This window comes from Peribacillus sp. V2I11, from assembly GCF_030817135.1.
Lineage (GTDB): Bacteria > Bacillota > Bacilli > Bacillales > DSM-1321 > Peribacillus > Peribacillus simplex.
In genome coordinates this window covers 1,550,165-1,565,060 of the sequence record NZ_JAUSYW010000001.1, presented here as the reverse complement: position 1 = coordinate 1,565,060, position 14,896 = coordinate 1,550,165, and the positions used below count along the sequence as shown (strand labels likewise).

At 39.6% G+C, this 14,896-nt stretch carries 16 protein-coding genes and 2 pseudogenes; 7 read left to right on the top strand and 11 right to left on the bottom strand.

The genetic code is table 11. The annotated features are described in order from the left end of the window. Positions 1–14 precede the first annotated feature (14 nt). The 3 genes and pseudogenes from QFZ73_RS07620 to QFZ73_RS07610 all read right to left on the bottom strand — a co-directional run bounded on the left by QFZ73_RS07620 (position 15) and on the right by QFZ73_RS07610 (position 3,430). Positions 15–719: an amino acid ABC transporter permease gene (locus QFZ73_RS07620; protein ID WP_307272671.1), complete on the bottom strand. Its 705-nt coding sequence runs from the start codon at positions 717–719 to the stop codon at positions 15–17. Continuing rightward, a pseudogene (locus QFZ73_RS07615) lies at positions 703–1,528 on the bottom strand (amino acid ABC transporter substrate-binding protein). The gene QFZ73_RS07620 and the pseudogene QFZ73_RS07615 overlap by 17 nt, the downstream one beginning before the upstream one ends. Before the next feature lie 312 nt (positions 1,529–1,840). Continuing rightward, positions 1,841–3,430, bottom strand: a complete 1,590-nt coding sequence (locus tag QFZ73_RS07610) for an S-layer protein (RefSeq protein WP_307264845.1) — start codon at positions 3,428–3,430, stop codon at positions 1,841–1,843. An 84-nt stretch (positions 3,431–3,514) separates the two neighbouring features. On the opposite strand from QFZ73_RS07610, the gene QFZ73_RS07605 reads away from it, so the two are divergent. Next, complete coding sequence (locus QFZ73_RS07605; RefSeq protein WP_251435638.1) at positions 3,515–3,676, top strand: hypothetical protein; 162 nt, start codon at positions 3,515–3,517, stop codon at positions 3,674–3,676. A 3-nt stretch (positions 3,677–3,679) separates the two neighbouring features. Here QFZ73_RS07605 and QFZ73_RS07600 read toward each other — a convergent pair whose 3' ends face one another. Beyond that, complete coding sequence (locus QFZ73_RS07600; RefSeq protein WP_307272667.1) at positions 3,680–3,775, bottom strand: hypothetical protein; 96 nt, start codon at positions 3,773–3,775, stop codon at positions 3,680–3,682. 77 nt (positions 3,776–3,852) lie between these two features. Beyond that, positions 3,853–4,134, bottom strand: coding sequence for a DUF4309 domain-containing protein (locus tag QFZ73_RS07595; RefSeq protein WP_307264839.1), 282 nt, complete (start codon positions 4,132–4,134; stop codon positions 3,853–3,855). Between the two features lie 18 nt (positions 4,135–4,152). Here QFZ73_RS07595 and QFZ73_RS07590 point away from each other — a divergent pair, with 18 nt between their 5' ends. Further along, positions 4,153–4,461, top strand: coding sequence for a hypothetical protein (locus QFZ73_RS07590; RefSeq protein ID WP_307264836.1), 309 nt, complete (start codon positions 4,153–4,155; stop codon positions 4,459–4,461). Positions 4,462–4,618: 157 nt separating this feature from the next. Here the strand turns inward: QFZ73_RS07590 and QFZ73_RS07585 are convergent, their stop codons facing one another. The 3 genes from QFZ73_RS07585 to QFZ73_RS07575 all read right to left on the bottom strand — a co-directional run bounded on the left by QFZ73_RS07585 (position 4,619) and on the right by QFZ73_RS07575 (position 6,300). Further along, a complete protein-coding gene (locus tag QFZ73_RS07585; protein ID WP_251435643.1) occupies positions 4,619–5,089 on the bottom strand; it encodes a DinB family protein in 471 nt (156 codons plus the stop codon). 453 nt (positions 5,090–5,542) lie between these two features. Next, positions 5,543–5,956, bottom strand: a complete 414-nt coding sequence (locus QFZ73_RS07580; RefSeq protein ID WP_251435648.1) for a GNAT family N-acetyltransferase — start codon at positions 5,954–5,956, stop codon at positions 5,543–5,545. 158 nt (positions 5,957–6,114) lie between these two features. After that, positions 6,115–6,300 carry a hypothetical protein gene (locus QFZ73_RS07575; protein ID WP_251435651.1) on the bottom strand — a complete coding sequence of 62 codons (186 nt, stop codon included), beginning with the start codon at positions 6,298–6,300 and terminating at the stop codon, positions 6,115–6,117. Positions 6,301–6,510: 210 nt separating this feature from the next. Here QFZ73_RS07575 and QFZ73_RS07570 point away from each other — a divergent pair, with 210 nt between their 5' ends. Further along, entirely contained in the window at positions 6,511–7,401 is an 891-nt protein-coding gene (locus QFZ73_RS07570; protein ID WP_307264828.1) for a TIGR01777 family oxidoreductase, read from the top strand. A gap of 62 nt (positions 7,402–7,463) precedes the next feature. Beyond that, positions 7,464–8,642 carry an LL-diaminopimelate aminotransferase gene (locus QFZ73_RS07565; protein ID WP_251435655.1) on the top strand — a complete coding sequence of 393 codons (1,179 nt, stop codon included), beginning with the start codon at positions 7,464–7,466 and terminating at the stop codon, positions 8,640–8,642. Positions 8,643–8,811: 169 nt separating this feature from the next. On the opposite strand, the gene QFZ73_RS07560 is transcribed toward QFZ73_RS07565, so the two are convergent. Next, positions 8,812–10,170: an IS1182 family transposase gene (locus tag QFZ73_RS07560; protein WP_307264824.1), complete on the bottom strand. Its 1,359-nt coding sequence runs from the start codon at positions 10,168–10,170 to the stop codon at positions 8,812–8,814. A gap of 660 nt (positions 10,171–10,830) precedes the next feature. Between QFZ73_RS07560 and QFZ73_RS07555 the strand changes: the two genes are divergently transcribed. The 3 genes and pseudogenes from QFZ73_RS07555 to QFZ73_RS07545 all read left to right on the top strand — a co-directional run bounded on the left by QFZ73_RS07555 (position 10,831) and on the right by QFZ73_RS07545 (position 13,137). Next, positions 10,831–11,103: a phage holin gene (locus QFZ73_RS07555; RefSeq protein WP_063234789.1), complete on the top strand. Its 273-nt coding sequence runs from the start codon at positions 10,831–10,833 to the stop codon at positions 11,101–11,103. A gap of 196 nt (positions 11,104–11,299) precedes the next feature. Further along, positions 11,300–11,779: a C40 family peptidase gene (locus tag QFZ73_RS07550; RefSeq protein WP_251435662.1), complete on the top strand. Its 480-nt coding sequence runs from the start codon at positions 11,300–11,302 to the stop codon at positions 11,777–11,779. A gap of 168 nt (positions 11,780–11,947) precedes the next feature. Further along, positions 11,948–13,137 (top strand): annotated as a pseudogene (locus QFZ73_RS07545) (transposase). 160 nt (positions 13,138–13,297) lie between these two features. On the opposite strand, the gene QFZ73_RS07540 reads toward QFZ73_RS07545, so the two are convergent. Next, on the bottom strand, positions 13,298–13,834 hold the full coding sequence (locus QFZ73_RS07540; RefSeq protein WP_251437473.1) for a GDYXXLXY domain-containing protein: 537 nt from the start codon (positions 13,832–13,834) through the stop codon (positions 13,298–13,300). Then, complete coding sequence (locus QFZ73_RS07535; RefSeq protein WP_307264817.1) at positions 13,827–14,885, bottom strand: DUF2157 domain-containing protein; 1,059 nt, start codon at positions 14,883–14,885, stop codon at positions 13,827–13,829. The genes QFZ73_RS07540 and QFZ73_RS07535 overlap by 8 nt, the downstream gene beginning before the upstream one ends. Positions 14,886–14,896: the final 11 nt, after the last annotated feature.

The window sequence follows — 14,896 nt, the reverse complement described above, 5'->3', positions numbered from 1 at the left end:
AACTACTGCGGTTCTTATTTTGCTACATAACGATTAAGTCTGTCTTCTAAACTTCCTTGTATGAAAGATAAAATGGTACACAAAATCCAATATAAAGCAGCCGCTTCCATGTAAAGTAGTAGAAATTCATAGTTTTTTGCAGCGATCTCTTGAGCTTTACGGAATAATTCCGTTACAAGAATGAGTGATGCAAGCGATGTATCTTTTAAAAGGCTAATGAATGTATTGGATAATGGGGGAACGGATACACGAGCTGCTTGCGGCAAAATGATGCGCTTTAAAGCTTGGGTATATGTCATCCCGATCGAATAGCCCGCTTCCCATTGCCCTTTTGGTATCGATAAAATGGCCGCTCGTATAATTTCCGAAGCGTATGCTCCCACATTTAAAGAGAATCCTATAATAGCCGATATGAAAGGATTGATGGTTACACCTAAATTTGGAAGTCCATAGAAAATGATAAATAATTGCACAAGTAATGGTGTCCCGCGGATGATTGACACATATACACGCGCAATTATTTGAAAGATCCTAATGGAAGATAATCTAGCCAATGCTGTGAGTATAGCAAGAATAAGGCCAAGAACGAATGTGATCAATGTTAGTGGAATCGTATATTGAATAGCTCCCTCTATCATAGGATAGAGGGAGGTTTGAGCGATGGAAACAAGCTGGTTCATACGCTCAGGGTCAGTGAAAATATTACTTAGGAGAAACATCTTCACCAAACCATTTATCCGAGATTTTCGCGTATGTGCCGTCGTCTTTCATTTCTTTTAATGCTTTGTTTACTTCTTCCACTAATTTGCCGCTGTCTTTTCTGAACATTAAACCACTGGCGACTCCGGTTTCTTCCTCATCAGCCACTTTGATAGGTGCATCCGGGTGTTGCTTTTTATAATCAAGGTACGACAATTTGTCATTGATCGTCGCATCTACACGTTTAGAACCAATAAGCTGTACTGATTGAGAAAATCCTTCAATACCGGTAACTTCAGCACCATATGATTTGGCAAGATCATTGTAGTTACTCGTTAAAGATTGTGCAGAGGTCTTGCCTTTCAAATCCATCGAAGGATTTAATATCCGAATTATCTTTGTGTACAAGCAATACGGCTCCTGATTGAATATATGGGTCAGAGAAATCATATTTCTTTTGACGGTCTTCATCGATGCCCACTTGGTTTGCGATCATATCAAAACGCTTTGCATCCAATCCTGCAAACATGCCGTCCCATTGTGTTTCCTTGAATTCAGCTTTCACTCCAAGGCGTTTTGCCACTTCTTTAGCAATTTCAACATCAAACCCCGTTAGTTTATCTGAATCATCGTGGAATGTGAAAGGAGGGTATGTACCTTCTGTTCCAACAGTTAATACGCCTTCTTTTTTGATTTTGTCATATAGACTTTCTTGTGAAGAAGATTTATTGTCGGTATCGTTTGCCTCATTTTTGGTATTGGTGCCACAAGCGGTAAGTACAACAGTGAATGCTAACAATAGCGATAAAAGTGCAACCATTTTTTTCATTTGGGTAAACCTCCTAGTAATCTGATAGGGATTGATACTCTGTGATACTATACAAGAAAAGGAAAAAAGTCAATGAAAATAACTTATATGATTAGTGTTAATGAAACTTGGTGAATTATACGGATTTTCACGCTTTGAAGTGAAATAAAAAACTAAAACTAAGGCGTATCGTTATCCGAGGAATGATTTTAAAGAAAGGGAAGGATCATTAAGAATCCAAGGGGAAAAAGCCCCTCATTCACGTCGATTATTAGCTAAGTGGAAGAGTGGCATTTTCAGACCGTCCAGAACTATTGCAGAATTCTTTTTAACTTAGTTTTTATCATGATTTTTATCCTCTACGCCGACGAAAATAGGGTTCGAATAGAACCAAAGGTCTTTATAGTTACGTTTGTTTATTTCTGAAAAACGCGTTTCGTTATCCTCGATTTCAGTCTTTGTATCAATCAGCGGTTCACCGTTCATCGTTTCTCCAGAGACATTTTCCCCTAGATTCGTGCCACGCAAACGGAAATATTGATCCTTATTTGCTTTGACTTTGTAAGTGATGGTATGAAAACCATCGCGATCGGTTTTCCAGTCTTTATTTGTAAAGCGTTTAACTACTTTTGTCGTATCATTGGTGGCTTTATTATAAGAAGGTGTTCCAGGCACTGCTTTCCCGGTTACTTCCCCGGAAATCAGGTCCACGTGATCCACCTTGACGGGATCTCCGTTGTTGTTCTTTTGGGGGCTCTTGAATCGGATGGTGATCTTGACCATCTGTCCTTCCTTCACTTTAAGGTCCCCGCCCATATCAACCTTGTTGTTTCCGTTTTTAGCTTGGAAATCAAGGGCATCGATCAAGTCACCAAAAACGGAGAAGGATTTCCCTGAACGCATGCCATCAAGGACGGATTTTATTGATGAGCCATTTACCCATGTATAATTCTTGGAATATTCTCCTGGCCAGTAACCGCTGGAATATAGGCGGTTTTCACTGATTTCAAAATGGGAGTCCGAATTGGAAAAATTCCAGAACTTACGACCTTCCCCAAGAAGTGCATCCCATGCTCCTCCTACCTTAGCAAGCATGTAATCGGAACCGCCATAGGTCCGGTTTTCCGGTGTTGTCAGGTTTAAACCGCCTCTATCTGGCTCCATCTGGTTACCTGGCATACCTTCAAATCCGAACATGACATCAGGAGCGATATTGTTGAAGTCGCGAAAATCAGATATGTTGTACACCCTTTTTCTTGATGGGTGGTTCAATATGGCATAACTTGTATTCTTATAATTTTTCTCAAGCCATGCCAATGCTGTTCGAGCATCCTCGGATGTCTTATTTGCTCTTTGATCCTGTGCTTTCCAGACGGCTACATCCGCAGGATCAAACATCTTTTCATCCTGGTTGGTGAACAGATATTCGAACTGATTGCCAGCTTTCAGACTTTTAGGTGAGCCCGGCTGATCTCCCAAAATGCCTATGCCGACATGCTCGTATGTGGGCATGTCCCATTCGAAGCCTGAAAAGATGATTTTATTTTTAAATTTGCCCTCTTTTTGCAGTTGTTCCATTTTCGGGGCTTGATATTGAATGATTCCCTGAGACAGCGGTATCGGCCCGCCTGGAATCAAATGTCCCTCATCATCCCTTGAAGACATCCTCAAGTGGTCAGAAATTCCCATCCAATCCATGCCAAACTTATCAAATGCGTTATTTAGCAAGCTTTCAAGGCTCTGTGATCCCTCGGTATCATCGGACTGAGTGGTATGGGCATGATATTCCCCCTTCATCCATCTGCCTCCCGGATTTTTCTGATTGTCTTCTGCATCTTTTGCAGCAACCTCGACCGGATGACCCTGAAAAAGGATGGCCATGCTTAGAAACGATACTGTGAAAGCCCTGAACTTATTAATCATCTCACCGACACCCTCCATATATTGAAATAATGTTGAACAAGCTTATTTTATTGTAAAAATATTAAGAATCCGTTTGGGGTGAGTATGGTTTATGTAAATGAAATGACCGGTTTGCTTCCAAATATGTATTATGGGGCGGTGACAGCGGTTTGGAAGTTGAAAGGTAAAGAAGGGGAGGGGCTTGAAACAAAAAAGGTTGTAGAGAAAATTTTCTTTCTACAACCTGCGGCGACTATTTTGCCGTAAATATTATTTAGCTTCGAGTAGATTGATATGATCTACAGTTTGATCTTCACCAACAATGAATTGCAGTTCATAATTTCCTGTCTCGTAAATGTAGTTGATTTCATTCGTACTGGAAATATGGCGTACTTCGTCAGCACTGCCGAGTTGTTTTCCTAAAACTTAAGGTGTGATGCTTCCTAGATTATGGTCCGTTCTACATTTGTCCCAAAATATCGGATTTGTGAGATGGTCTTGTCATCGTTATAAGCAAATGCAAAACCTGGATGCCCCATTTCTACATGGTAATAGTCAAAAGTTTCATCTGTGTTACCTGGTTCAGGGGGAGAACCAAATGACTCATATACTTCTTTTTGGGTGTTTTCATTAATTTTCAAACCCATAGCAGTATAAGGCATTTCTCCTGAAAAAGCTTTGTTGTAAATTTCATAAAAAGTGGTAAGAGCGTGTTCCTTAGCCATGGCAGAAGTGGATCCATTGTGGATGCAGCCTCAACCGGTTCTGTTGAAAACGAGGCACCTGCCCCTAAAAGAGAACCGGTTAGAATAACGGCGCTAACCATTCTGGCCGCTGGTTTTTTAGATAACATTTCTTATCCCTCCTATATCATTACTTTTCCACTATTTTCTTGCATGAAACATTTTCTTGATGATCAATTGGATTGTTTGATTATGGTCGGGTTGACTGTTAAAGAGAAACTATTTGAAAACCGCTCCCCGGAGTTCCAGGTTTATGGATCAGGGACATTTCACAGCCTTTCATCATGTGAAAATGATTGGACTGCTTGACTTACACATTTAGAATATATAAAAAAGATTATAGATTTGATTAGGGCGGAGCTGCCACGGTTATAGATCAATAAGAGAAGTTTCAAGCCGTATATGACAACCGCGAAACATAAAAAGGGTGCTTCACCATGATGAAACACCCTTGAAAATGAAGCAGTTAATCCCAAACGCTGATTCTAGGAACTCCAGCAGTTCTTAAGTAATCCAATAATTGACCAGTATGTACAGACTCATGATAAGCGATTCTTAGCAACATGTCTCCTAAATCCCTGATATATCCCATATTGGAGCGATCAATTTTAATAGTGGATAAGTCGTCTTCGCTGAAGGATATGATCGTTTCCAAAAAATCACGCCTGTAAGGTTCGGCAAAGTTTAATTCCGCTTCAACAGAGATAAGCGGCTGTTTTTCAAATGGTGATTCATAAACGGGTAAGCTGCCTTGATTTTTAATAGATAAATGATAGTAATGCTCACTATCAAGGACATGTCTAACCATTTCTAAACAGCTCATTGCCTTGTCGTCTGGTTTCCAATGGAGTGTGCCTTTAGGTATTGAAGTCCATAATTTAATGTTTCTTCTTCTAACCTCTTCCAGATTTAAGATGATTAGTTCTATCGATTTCATAATCTTCTCCCCTTTTAGCAGGTATACACACACTATAGCACGAATGAATGCCGAAAATATGGAATACTTTTGAAAATATAGAAAATTAAATGATCGATGTGAGGTAGTGAATTTTTGACGTATTCCTTCTATTATTTATAGTACCGCTCCTGTTTAACTCAATTTAGATAACCGTATGCTATGCCAGTTATTACTGGTTGCCATTTTTAACCTGATCTCTAATAGCAAGTGATTGGGGTTTTAAAGAAAGGTTGATGAGGCTACCTGGAAAATGCCTATAATTCGTTAGGATTTACAGGCGATTTCATTCCCTAGTTTTGTATGGAGGAACACATGATGCATATATTAATCTTAATATTACTTTTTTGTAATAGACAGAGCTATTGATGGGTAAAACAGATTGTATTTTCTTAAACTATCTCAATTACGCTAATATATGGCAGGAGGACCTTTTTAAACTAGTGATTGAATTAGAATGTCATCATGATAAATTAAAACCGGTTTAAACCCAAGAGCTCTAAACTTTTGCAATGCTTCAGGGTTATTTTTGTTCACGAAACCGGACACTACAAGGATTCCTTTTCTTCTCACATATGCTACTAATTCTGGTAAAAGGGATTGCAGAACTCCCTTTCCTCTATATTTCTTGTCAAGGACTACATAATTAATATGAGCCACTTTATATAAATAAAGATTATAACAAAGAAACCCCACTACTTTACCTTTATCATTACAAATCACAAGTACCTTGTGTGACTTTTGCAAAATTTCATTCACTTTATCGGACGAAACCCGAAAATTTTTTACCGTAATATCCGTTAATTTCTTGATATCCTTTTTAGGTTTCCAGTCTCGAAAAAAATACATCATAACTTCTCCTTTATCTCTATTAGATCAGAAATATATAACTAGTACATTTGAAGAAAATAACGAAAATTCTGAAATCAGTAATAATGTTTTATTAAGATGGAATCCCTTTGGAATATTCCAAAGGGATTCCATCTTAATCTCAAAAAAGCAATCTCTTAATCCCTTCTAGATTCCTTGCTTGAAGTAGGTTCCTTGATTGATGAACCTCTATTATTGTTTAATAAATTATTTAAGATTCTTCTCAAAGCTGACCTAAGGCTTTTATTTCCACTTCCGGAATTGCCATTACTTGAACCGCCATTACTGGAACTTCTAGTTCTTCTTAGCTTTTTGTTTGACACTGAAATCATCCCCTTTGTTATATAAATTTCCACATTACTAATTTATGTGTAATATTCCTTTTTGCTTGGACAAGTTCACCAATTGCTGCACGCGTATGTTATGTCTCGGGATACCAGTTAATGTAATAATATGGTATAATTGTGAAGTGATTCACAAAAAGGGCTAACTAGTTATCATGCAATCTATTTAAAAGAAAGCGGGTTGGTTATATGCTGAAGAAAGTGGTTTTAGCTGGCGGGACTGGTTTTGTCGGTCAATACTTTGAAAAGCATTTCAGGAATTTGGGATATGAGGTAAGGATCATCTCCAGGCAAACCCCGCATACTGGCTGGGAAGATAAAGAAGGAATAAGGGAAACGATCGATAATTCGGATATGTTAATCAACCTAGCAGGAAAAACGGTCAATTGCCGCTACGATGCCAAGAATAAGAAAGAAATATTGGATTCACGAACTGATACGACTGAAGTGCTAGGTAAGGCGATTGAACAATGTGAAAATCCTCCTTCATTATGGATAAACTCGAGTACGGCAACGATATACAGGCATGCTGAAGATAAACCAATGACGGAGGAGGATGGTATAATCGGTTCAGGCTTTTCCGTTGATGTTGCGAAAGCCTGGGAGCGCTCATTTTTCGATTTCCGATTACCCAAGACGAGACAAATTGCTTTACGGATCGCCATTGTATTGGGAGATGGGGGCGTTATGACCCCATATAGGAATTTGGTTAAATTCGGACTGGGAGGCCATCAAGGATCAGGAAATCAGAAATTCAGTTGGATACATATAGAAGATTTATTTAACATTGTCCTTTTTCTGAGAAAGAATCAGGAGTTTAGCGGGGTGTTCAATTGTTCATCGCCGCATCCAGTTACAAATCGTGAATTGATGGCTCATTTGAGAAAGCTCATGAATATTAGGATAGGACTTCCCTGCCCAACACCCATGCTTGAAATAGGGGCTTTTATTATGGGGACCGAAACGGAATTGATATTAAAGAGCCGGTGGGTCATACCAGAGAGATTGGAAAAGGCGGGGTATGCATTTAAATTCCATCATCTTGATGAGGCTCTGGAACAGATACTGATGAATTCTTAAAATACTCGAGATTGATTGCTATAATGATAGATAGAAAATCATTAATGGAGGGGAATCGTAGAATGAATATGACTCCATCTGAAAAAGTCGGAAGATTCACAACAGGGATATTTTCAGAGTTGGCGACCCGCAAGCAGGATGCAATGAAACGAGGAATGGATGTTATCGATTTGAGTGTTGGAAGTCCGGATTTACCACCGCCTGATTTTGTTATGGATACGCTTGTGAAGTATGCGCAGGATCCCAATTCCTACGGGTATACGTTAAAAGGTACGCCTGAATTCCATGAGGCAGTCCGTTATTTTTACCGGAAGCGTTATGGAGTGGAGCTGGATGCAGAAAGGGAGGTCCTCCAACTGATGGGATCGCAGGATGGCCTTGCACACTTGGCAACGGCGATGATAAACCCTGGAGATTATGTGCTGGTGCCAGATCCGGGATATCCAATTTATGAAGCAAGTGTAGAGCTTGCCGGCGGAATCATATATCCGATGCCGCTTACTGCCGATAATGAATTCCTGCCGCAGCTCAACGGAATTCCGGATGAAATAGTGAAAAAGACCAAAATGATGATCATCAGTTATCCAGGAAATCCTGTCACTGCCCTTGCTGATGAAGCTTTCTTTTCGGAAGTCATATCGTTTGCGAAAAAGAACGAGATCATGGTGGTTCACGATTTTGCTTATTCCGAGTTGATTTTTGATGATAATCCGCAAATTAGTTTTATGTCCATTCCTGGTGCCAAGGAAGTGGGGATTGAATTTAACTCACTTTCCAAAACTTTTAATATGGCTGGCTGCCGCATTGGGTATGCGGTGGGCAATCGAGAGGCGCTGAACATCCTGGGAACGTTGAAATCACACATCGATTATGGGGTTTTTTATCCCATTCAAAAAGCTGCCGAGATGGCACTTACTTCCAATCTTTCGCTGCTATCCGAACAGGTTAAGGAATACCAGTCCCGACGTGATGCCTTGATATCAGGTCTTGCGGAAGGGGGATGGCATGTGCCGAAAACCTCTGCTACCATGTTTATTTGGGCCAAAATTCCTGCTGGCTGGAAATCAAGGGATTTTTCCTATGCATTGATTGAAAAAGCAGGGGTTACGGTCGTCCCAGGCGATGCATTTGGGAAGCAGGGTGAGGGGTATGTCCGGTTGGCCTTGGTCCAGCCGGCTGAGAGATTGTCGGAAGCTGCTGAACGGATCCGATTATTTTTAGAGGAAAAAATTGGAGTGTAAAAAATCCAGTATTAAAATATATTCAGGATAAAAGAACGCTCGATCACGGATCGAGCGTTCAGTTTGTAGACAAAAGGGGTTCGGAATTAAAAAATTCCGAACCCCTTTTGAAATTCCCTTTTAAATTTTGACCAAAGGTTAAGAGATTTGGGCTCTTCGAGCCACTATGTTAAGCCATTTTATGACCTTGCCATGTCCACGTGGCCATCTTCTTTAAATTAATGGCAGCGAAAGTAAGCATCGCTTGCATCGACAATTTTTTAAGTCCCCTTAAAGTAGTCCAACGCATACCATGCTTTTCTTTTGCATCTGCGAATACACGCTCAATCGTTTCTTTGCGTTTCGCATATATAGGTTTTACATCTTGATGGTGACGCAGATGATCTGCTTCTTCCACATATGCTTGCCAGATATGCCGTGTCACTACTTTTTGATGGTCTTTGCTTTCTGTACACCGTGATAAAAAAGAGCATGTTGCACAAATTTGTTTTGGCGATTTGTACTCGCGATAGCCCTCTTTATTTGTTGTTGAGTACTTTAAAGTTTCGCCCGAAGGGCAAAGGTAACAATCAAAGTGTTCATCATAAACATAGTCATGTTTGCGAAAGAATCCTTCTTTTGTACGAGGACGTGTATAGGGTAAAGCAGGTGTAATTTCTTTGTTAAATAGGTAGCTTGTAATTGCTGGTGTTTTATAAGCTGCATCTGCGGCAACTGCTTCTGGTTTTCCAACTTTCTCAATCACTTGCTCAACAAGTGGCTCCAAAATATGACTGTCATGTGTATTACCAGGTGTTACAATCGTTTCCAATACAAAACCGTTGCGGTCTGCGGCCGCGTGGAACGAATAGGCAAACTGTTTTGTTCGTTCATCTTTCACATAGTAGCCACTCTCAGGATCCGTAGTACTTTCTTTAATTGCTCTGGTTTCTTTCTTATCAAATTTATCTGGTGGAAAAGGTTTCTTTCCATGGTTTTCACGATCTTGATTTATTTCATCTTGAAGACGTCCTTGATATGCTCGTGTTTCTTTGCGTACGATTTTCTTTTCAAATTTGCGCTTATTCGCATTGGCTTTCACATGTGTGGAATCGACGAATACGTGTTCAGCACTTATTAACTTTCTATCAGCAGCTGTTATTAAGATGCGATAGAAAATCTGTTCAAACAGGTCTGTATCTTTAAAGCGTCGCTCATAATTTTTCCCGAACGTTGAGAAATGAGGTACTTTATCATGGAAACCATAGCCTAAGAACCAACGGTAAGCCATATTTGTTTCAGCTTCTTCAATCGTTTTACGAATGGAACGAATACCGAAGGTATATTGAATGAATGTCAGTTTAACTAAAATAACTGGATCAATACTTGGGCGTCCTACCTCTGAATACATATCTTTCACCAAGTCGTAAATGAAAGTGAAGTCAATGGAAGCCTCCATTTTACGAACCAAATGGTTCGCCGGCACCAGTTGATCTAAAGTAATCATTTCAAGTTGATCTCGCTGAATAGAATTATGTTTAGAAAGCATCCTCATCACCTCAAGTTTTAATAGTTCTATTTTAAAACAAAAAAGACTGTAGGCAAAAGGAGTTCTATCTAAATTTTTAAACATAGTTGATTGGAACGGAAGGTGCGAGACTTCTGCGGGAATAGCGAGTCCAAGGGAGACCCCACAGGCGCAAGTGCGCCGAGGAGGCTCCCGGACCGCCCGCGAAAAGCGAGTGCCTGAAGTGGAAATCAACGTCCAAATTTGTACAAGCCCCAAAAAAAACTGTAGACAAACTCGATTTTCATCGAGTTTGTCTACAGTCTGAACGCTCGATCATGGATCGAGCGTTCTTTTTTTGCATTTTCCCGCTTTATGGGACGGTGACTACCAATTCACCTATAGAGGCAGTAGCTTATTTTCTAAAGGAAGGAATCAACTGGCACGCTGAGGAGTATATAGAGCTTGAGGAAGCTGTTACTTACTTGTTAAAGTGAGGCGCTCTCTAGTGTTTTTAAAAAACTACTTTGAAGTTTAAGAGAAGGTCCATCCTTGGATGGGCTTTATTATTGTTATGAATACTAGAGCGATAGATTATTAATGGAATCTCCGAACGAAATAAGGACAAGCCGCATAATATATAGCAAGTCCGCAACTCTCTTCAACGAAGCGGACTTAATTTGATAGAGAGGGGGAAAAGCAATGATCAACTGGAAAGTGCGTCTTAAGAATCCTACGTTTATATTCACGGTACTCCTTCCTGGGCTTTTATTATTGGCGCAGATGGTTGCCGCGTTCATAAACAATTTCATTACCCCTATAGGCTTTACCATTACTGATGATGCATTGAACGGGGCTTTAGGCATCATTAACTTCATAGCGCTTACATTCTTTGGGGTCGGCGGTGTGGTCGATCATACCACTAAAGGTCTAAGCGACAGTGAGAATGCTCGACAATACAAGGATCCTAAGTAATGGGCACTATTCTTTCATCTATTGAAGAGTAGAATATGCCAGATAACACCGTACTAGTTACAAAACGGAGTTATCTGTTTATTTGTTTTTTGGCAGAGATGATGATGGCCGAATTAAAAATGATTTTTGGTCTGAAAACCGAAATGCAACATACATTTAAAATTGTGGTTCATTTTCAGTTTGGGGAGGAAAAAAGATGAGTTATAGTTTACCAGTTTCAAAATGGCTTGCAGCCATAGTTTTAATCGGAGCATTAATGACAGCATTCATATTCAGTCCGGCTAATGCTTCAGCCTCTATCAATTATGGTGATGAAGTTGCCGCTTTGGCAAAGAAGCAGGTGGGAAGCAAATATAAATATGGGGGGACGACACCAAAAGGATTTGATGCTAGCGGTCTTACCCAGTATGTATATAAAAATGCCGCCACAGAAATGAAGATTCCAAGAACGAGTGCGGAACAGTATAAAACCGGAAAGGCCGTGAAGCAAAAAGATTTAAAAGCGGGCGATTTGGTCTTCTATGCGACAGGTAAGAAAGGGCAGGTCTCTTTTGTGGGAATCTATTATGGAAATGGTACATTTGTCGGAACCACCACCAAAGGGGTCAAGGTGGTCAAAATGAGTGATAAGTATTGGAAAGAAAAATATATAGGTGCAAAACGAGTCATTAAGTAACAATCTGATGTTCATATGAAAAAAGTCCAGCAAAAAAAGAGCATGGAAAAACGAGGGCACTGAAAAAGTCCCTTCCGGGCCAATAGAGGTAGATTTCTCAGTTTATCCTGAGGAACTCTACCTTTTTTGTTTTATAATCAAGGTAATAAATTTATGTGGGTGAGTACGATGATTCAAAAACAAACGTCTATGGTTTTTAGTCCGTATATGGCCATTTATGATGTAGTGGTTCCAAAGGATAACATGTTACGCAAGATCAATGAACTTATTGACTTTTCTTTTGTGTTGGAAGAATTGAGGGACAACTACTGTCTTCATAACGGCAGGAATGCTGTCGATCCAATACGTATGTTTAAATACTTGCTGCTCAAGACCATTCATGACCTATCAGATGGACCAAATCTAAAAGATTAAGAAAAGTAATCTATTCGATAGATGAAGAGATGAAAAATAAATTCCCATCCAAAACCACTACTGATGTATTGCAGGATGAAATTACTTATTGCCAGAAGCTCATCGAGGTAGTGGAAACAGAAGAGCGTATCACCCAATATCCAAAGGTAAAAGAACAGTTAAATTATTAAAGGAAACGGTAGCCGATGATATCGAACAGTTAAGGATCTCCAAAGACCAAGATGCCAAGATTGGCCACAAGAGTGCTGACTCTTCTTTCTTTGGATACAAAACACATATTGCGATGAGTGAGGAACGAATCATTACAGCTGCGACTATCACTACAGGTGAAAAAACGGACGGTAAAGAATTAAAGGCATTAATTGAAAAGAGCACGGCTGCCGGTATGGTGATTGAGACTGTGATTGCCCGATACAGCTTACTCAGAGAAGGGAAATATTGAATACAGTGAAGAAAATAACATTAAACTAGTCGCAAAATTGAATCCTTCTGTTACACAGGGATTCCGGAAGAAGGAAGAGGAATTTCAATTTAACAAGGATGCAGGAATGTACGTTTGTAAGGATGGGCATTTGGCTATCAGGAAAGCTCGCCAGGGCAAAAAAGATGTAGCGACGAATCAAACGGATACCTATTACTTCGATATAGAAAAGTGTAAGATTTGTCCCTTTAAAGAGGGCTGTTATAAAGAAGGAGCGAAAAGCAAGACCTATTCTGTCAGTATCAAATCCAATGAACATACAGAACAGGCTACATTCCAGGAAAGTGAGTATTTTAAAGAAAAATCAAAAGAACGTTATAAAATAGAAGCGAAAAACAGTGAATTGAAACACAGACACGGGTATGATGTTGCAAAATCCTCGGGTCTACTTGGCATGGAATTACAAGGAGCAATGGCTATTTTCACCGTTAACTTGAAAAGAATAATGAAATTAATAGCCTAAAAAAGTGACACACAGAAGCAAAAAAAGACGATTTCCATTCAAGTATCGAATGAGAATCGTCTTTTTTAAGTTTGGTTTACCGTACTAGTTAGAAAAAAGTGAGTTTTTCAGCAGCCTCCGAAAAACCGATGCTCTTTTTGCTAGTCATATCCGGGGTCCATCATTCAATGATGATATCCGTTAAAACAACATTGCCATTACGAACCTTTACTACGGCCACTGAAGGATTGGCCAATGCGTCCTTCTCCATTTCCTTTGCCTTTTCTTCGGATGCGAAATAATTGTCCAGTCCGTATCTGATCTGAATGGTTTCAGCATTTTTCAGGTCATATGGGATTTCCAATTCCCCTTTTAGGTAAACGCCTTTGCCGGGTTTTTCTTTCGTTACGTAATCGACATCGTATAGTCCATCGGTGTTTTGTTTTAAACGTACATATACCTTTTTATAATCACCCATATTTCCTGTATTGAACCCGGTTTTAATCGAGTCATCGACTTGTGATGGCTTAACGGATTCAATTTCGTATTTCAAAGCCACATAGCTGCCCCTAAACAAGTCTGTCGGGTCGACCGGGGCTGTTTTGATCTTGATTACATCTCCTGTCATTGTTGTCCAGACCGGAGGAATCGCCAAGACTAACAAAATCAAGACTGGAATGGAAAATACGATGAGTGGCCGGAATGATGGGTTACTCATTGAGTTCCCCCCCTTTTTTTCGTTGATTTTCAAAGAAGAAGCCAAAACCGATAAGCATGATTCCGCCGATGATGAATGTAAGCGATTTTGGCAGGAAGTCAAAGGAGTAGATGTAATATCTGAAAATCAGTGCACATATTATCACGATGCTGGTCAAACTGCCTTTTAGAATGAGATAAAGCAGAAAAACGAAATAAGCTAAAGGGAACCAGATTGAAAAATCAAAGGTAAGGAAGAGTGCGGTAATACCATGTAAGATATGCCCTTGTATGTGGGTAATGTTTTGTAATTTGGCTCTTACCGGAATATAGGCAAGCACGATTCCCAGCATAAACAGAATGGAAAGCACAATCGTATTCGAATTTTCAAAACCGGCCTTCGGCACGAATTCCATTAGAAATAAGGCAATTGTATTGATGGCTAAAGCGTTAATGAAAAAGGTCAGATATTTTGGGTAATCGAATTTCTTTAACAGAATGTATAAAGCCGGTAAAAATACAAGAATGGCAAGCGGATAAGATGTTTCATCAACGAATATACTTCCGTTAATATAAATGAAAAGCAGGAAAGATGTAAAAAGGAGGATGAAGACATCCTTCAAATAGTATCCAATGAATACCGTTCCGATTGCCCATAATAAAAAGGAACTGTTGAAATTGATGGTGATATTAAACATCTGTTCGATTAGAAAAATCCCTGCACCAAAAATCAGAATACCTGCATAATGCAGACTCCGTGACGTTTTGGGAAAGCGTACCTGCACCTTCACGCCAGCAAAGTTCACTCCGATGAGGCAAGCAATGATAAGCAGGAATTTAACCGCTTTACTTAAATAGATCCAGTTACTGGCTACGAAGGTCAATACGCCCAACCCTAAAAGAAGTGCCCCAATGGATAATAGAATAGTGATGAAGCTCAAATTACCTTTTACATCATAGGAACCTAACATCCTCACTTTCTCTTGCTGGGAGATGACTCCTTCTTTTTCAAGGTAATTAAATTCATGTTCAAGAAACTCAAATTGCTTTTTCGTTATTTCTTTGTTGACCAAAGTAACTCCTC

What these genes read in the sequence shown, in the direction of transcription:
- QFZ73_RS07620 (WP_307272671.1), bottom strand. Translation starts at nt 719, where the DNA reads ATGTTTCTCCTAAGTAATATTTTCACTGACCCTGAGCGTATGAACCAG.
- QFZ73_RS07610 (WP_307264845.1), bottom strand. Translation starts at nt 3,430, where the DNA reads ATGATTAATAAGTTCAGGGCTTTCACAGTATCGTTTCTAAGCATGGCC.
- QFZ73_RS07605 (WP_251435638.1), top strand. Translation starts at nt 3,515, where the DNA reads ATGGTTTATGTAAATGAAATGACCGGTTTGCTTCCAAATATGTATTAT.
- QFZ73_RS07595 (WP_307264839.1), bottom strand. Translation starts at nt 4,134, where the DNA reads ATGGCTAAGGAACACGCTCTTACCACTTTTTATGAAATTTACAACAAA.
- QFZ73_RS07585 (WP_251435643.1), bottom strand. Translation starts at nt 5,089, where the DNA reads ATGAAATCGATAGAACTAATCATCTTAAATCTGGAAGAGGTTAGAAGA.
- QFZ73_RS07580 (WP_251435648.1), bottom strand. Translation starts at nt 5,956, where the DNA reads ATGTATTTTTTTCGAGACTGGAAACCTAAAAAGGATATCAAGAAATTA.
- QFZ73_RS07570 (WP_307264828.1), top strand. Translation starts at nt 6,511, where the DNA reads ATGCTGAAGAAAGTGGTTTTAGCTGGCGGGACTGGTTTTGTCGGTCAA.
- QFZ73_RS07565 (WP_251435655.1), top strand. Translation starts at nt 7,464, where the DNA reads ATGAATATGACTCCATCTGAAAAAGTCGGAAGATTCACAACAGGGATA.
- QFZ73_RS07560 (WP_307264824.1), bottom strand. Translation starts at nt 10,170, where the DNA reads ATGCTTTCTAAACATAATTCTATTCAGCGAGATCAACTTGAAATGATT.
- QFZ73_RS07555 (WP_063234789.1), top strand. Translation starts at nt 10,831, where the DNA reads ATGATCAACTGGAAAGTGCGTCTTAAGAATCCTACGTTTATATTCACG.
- QFZ73_RS07550 (WP_251435662.1), top strand. Translation starts at nt 11,300, where the DNA reads ATGAGTTATAGTTTACCAGTTTCAAAATGGCTTGCAGCCATAGTTTTA.
- QFZ73_RS07540 (WP_251437473.1), bottom strand. Translation starts at nt 13,834, where the DNA reads ATGAGTAACCCATCATTCCGGCCACTCATCGTATTTTCCATTCCAGTC.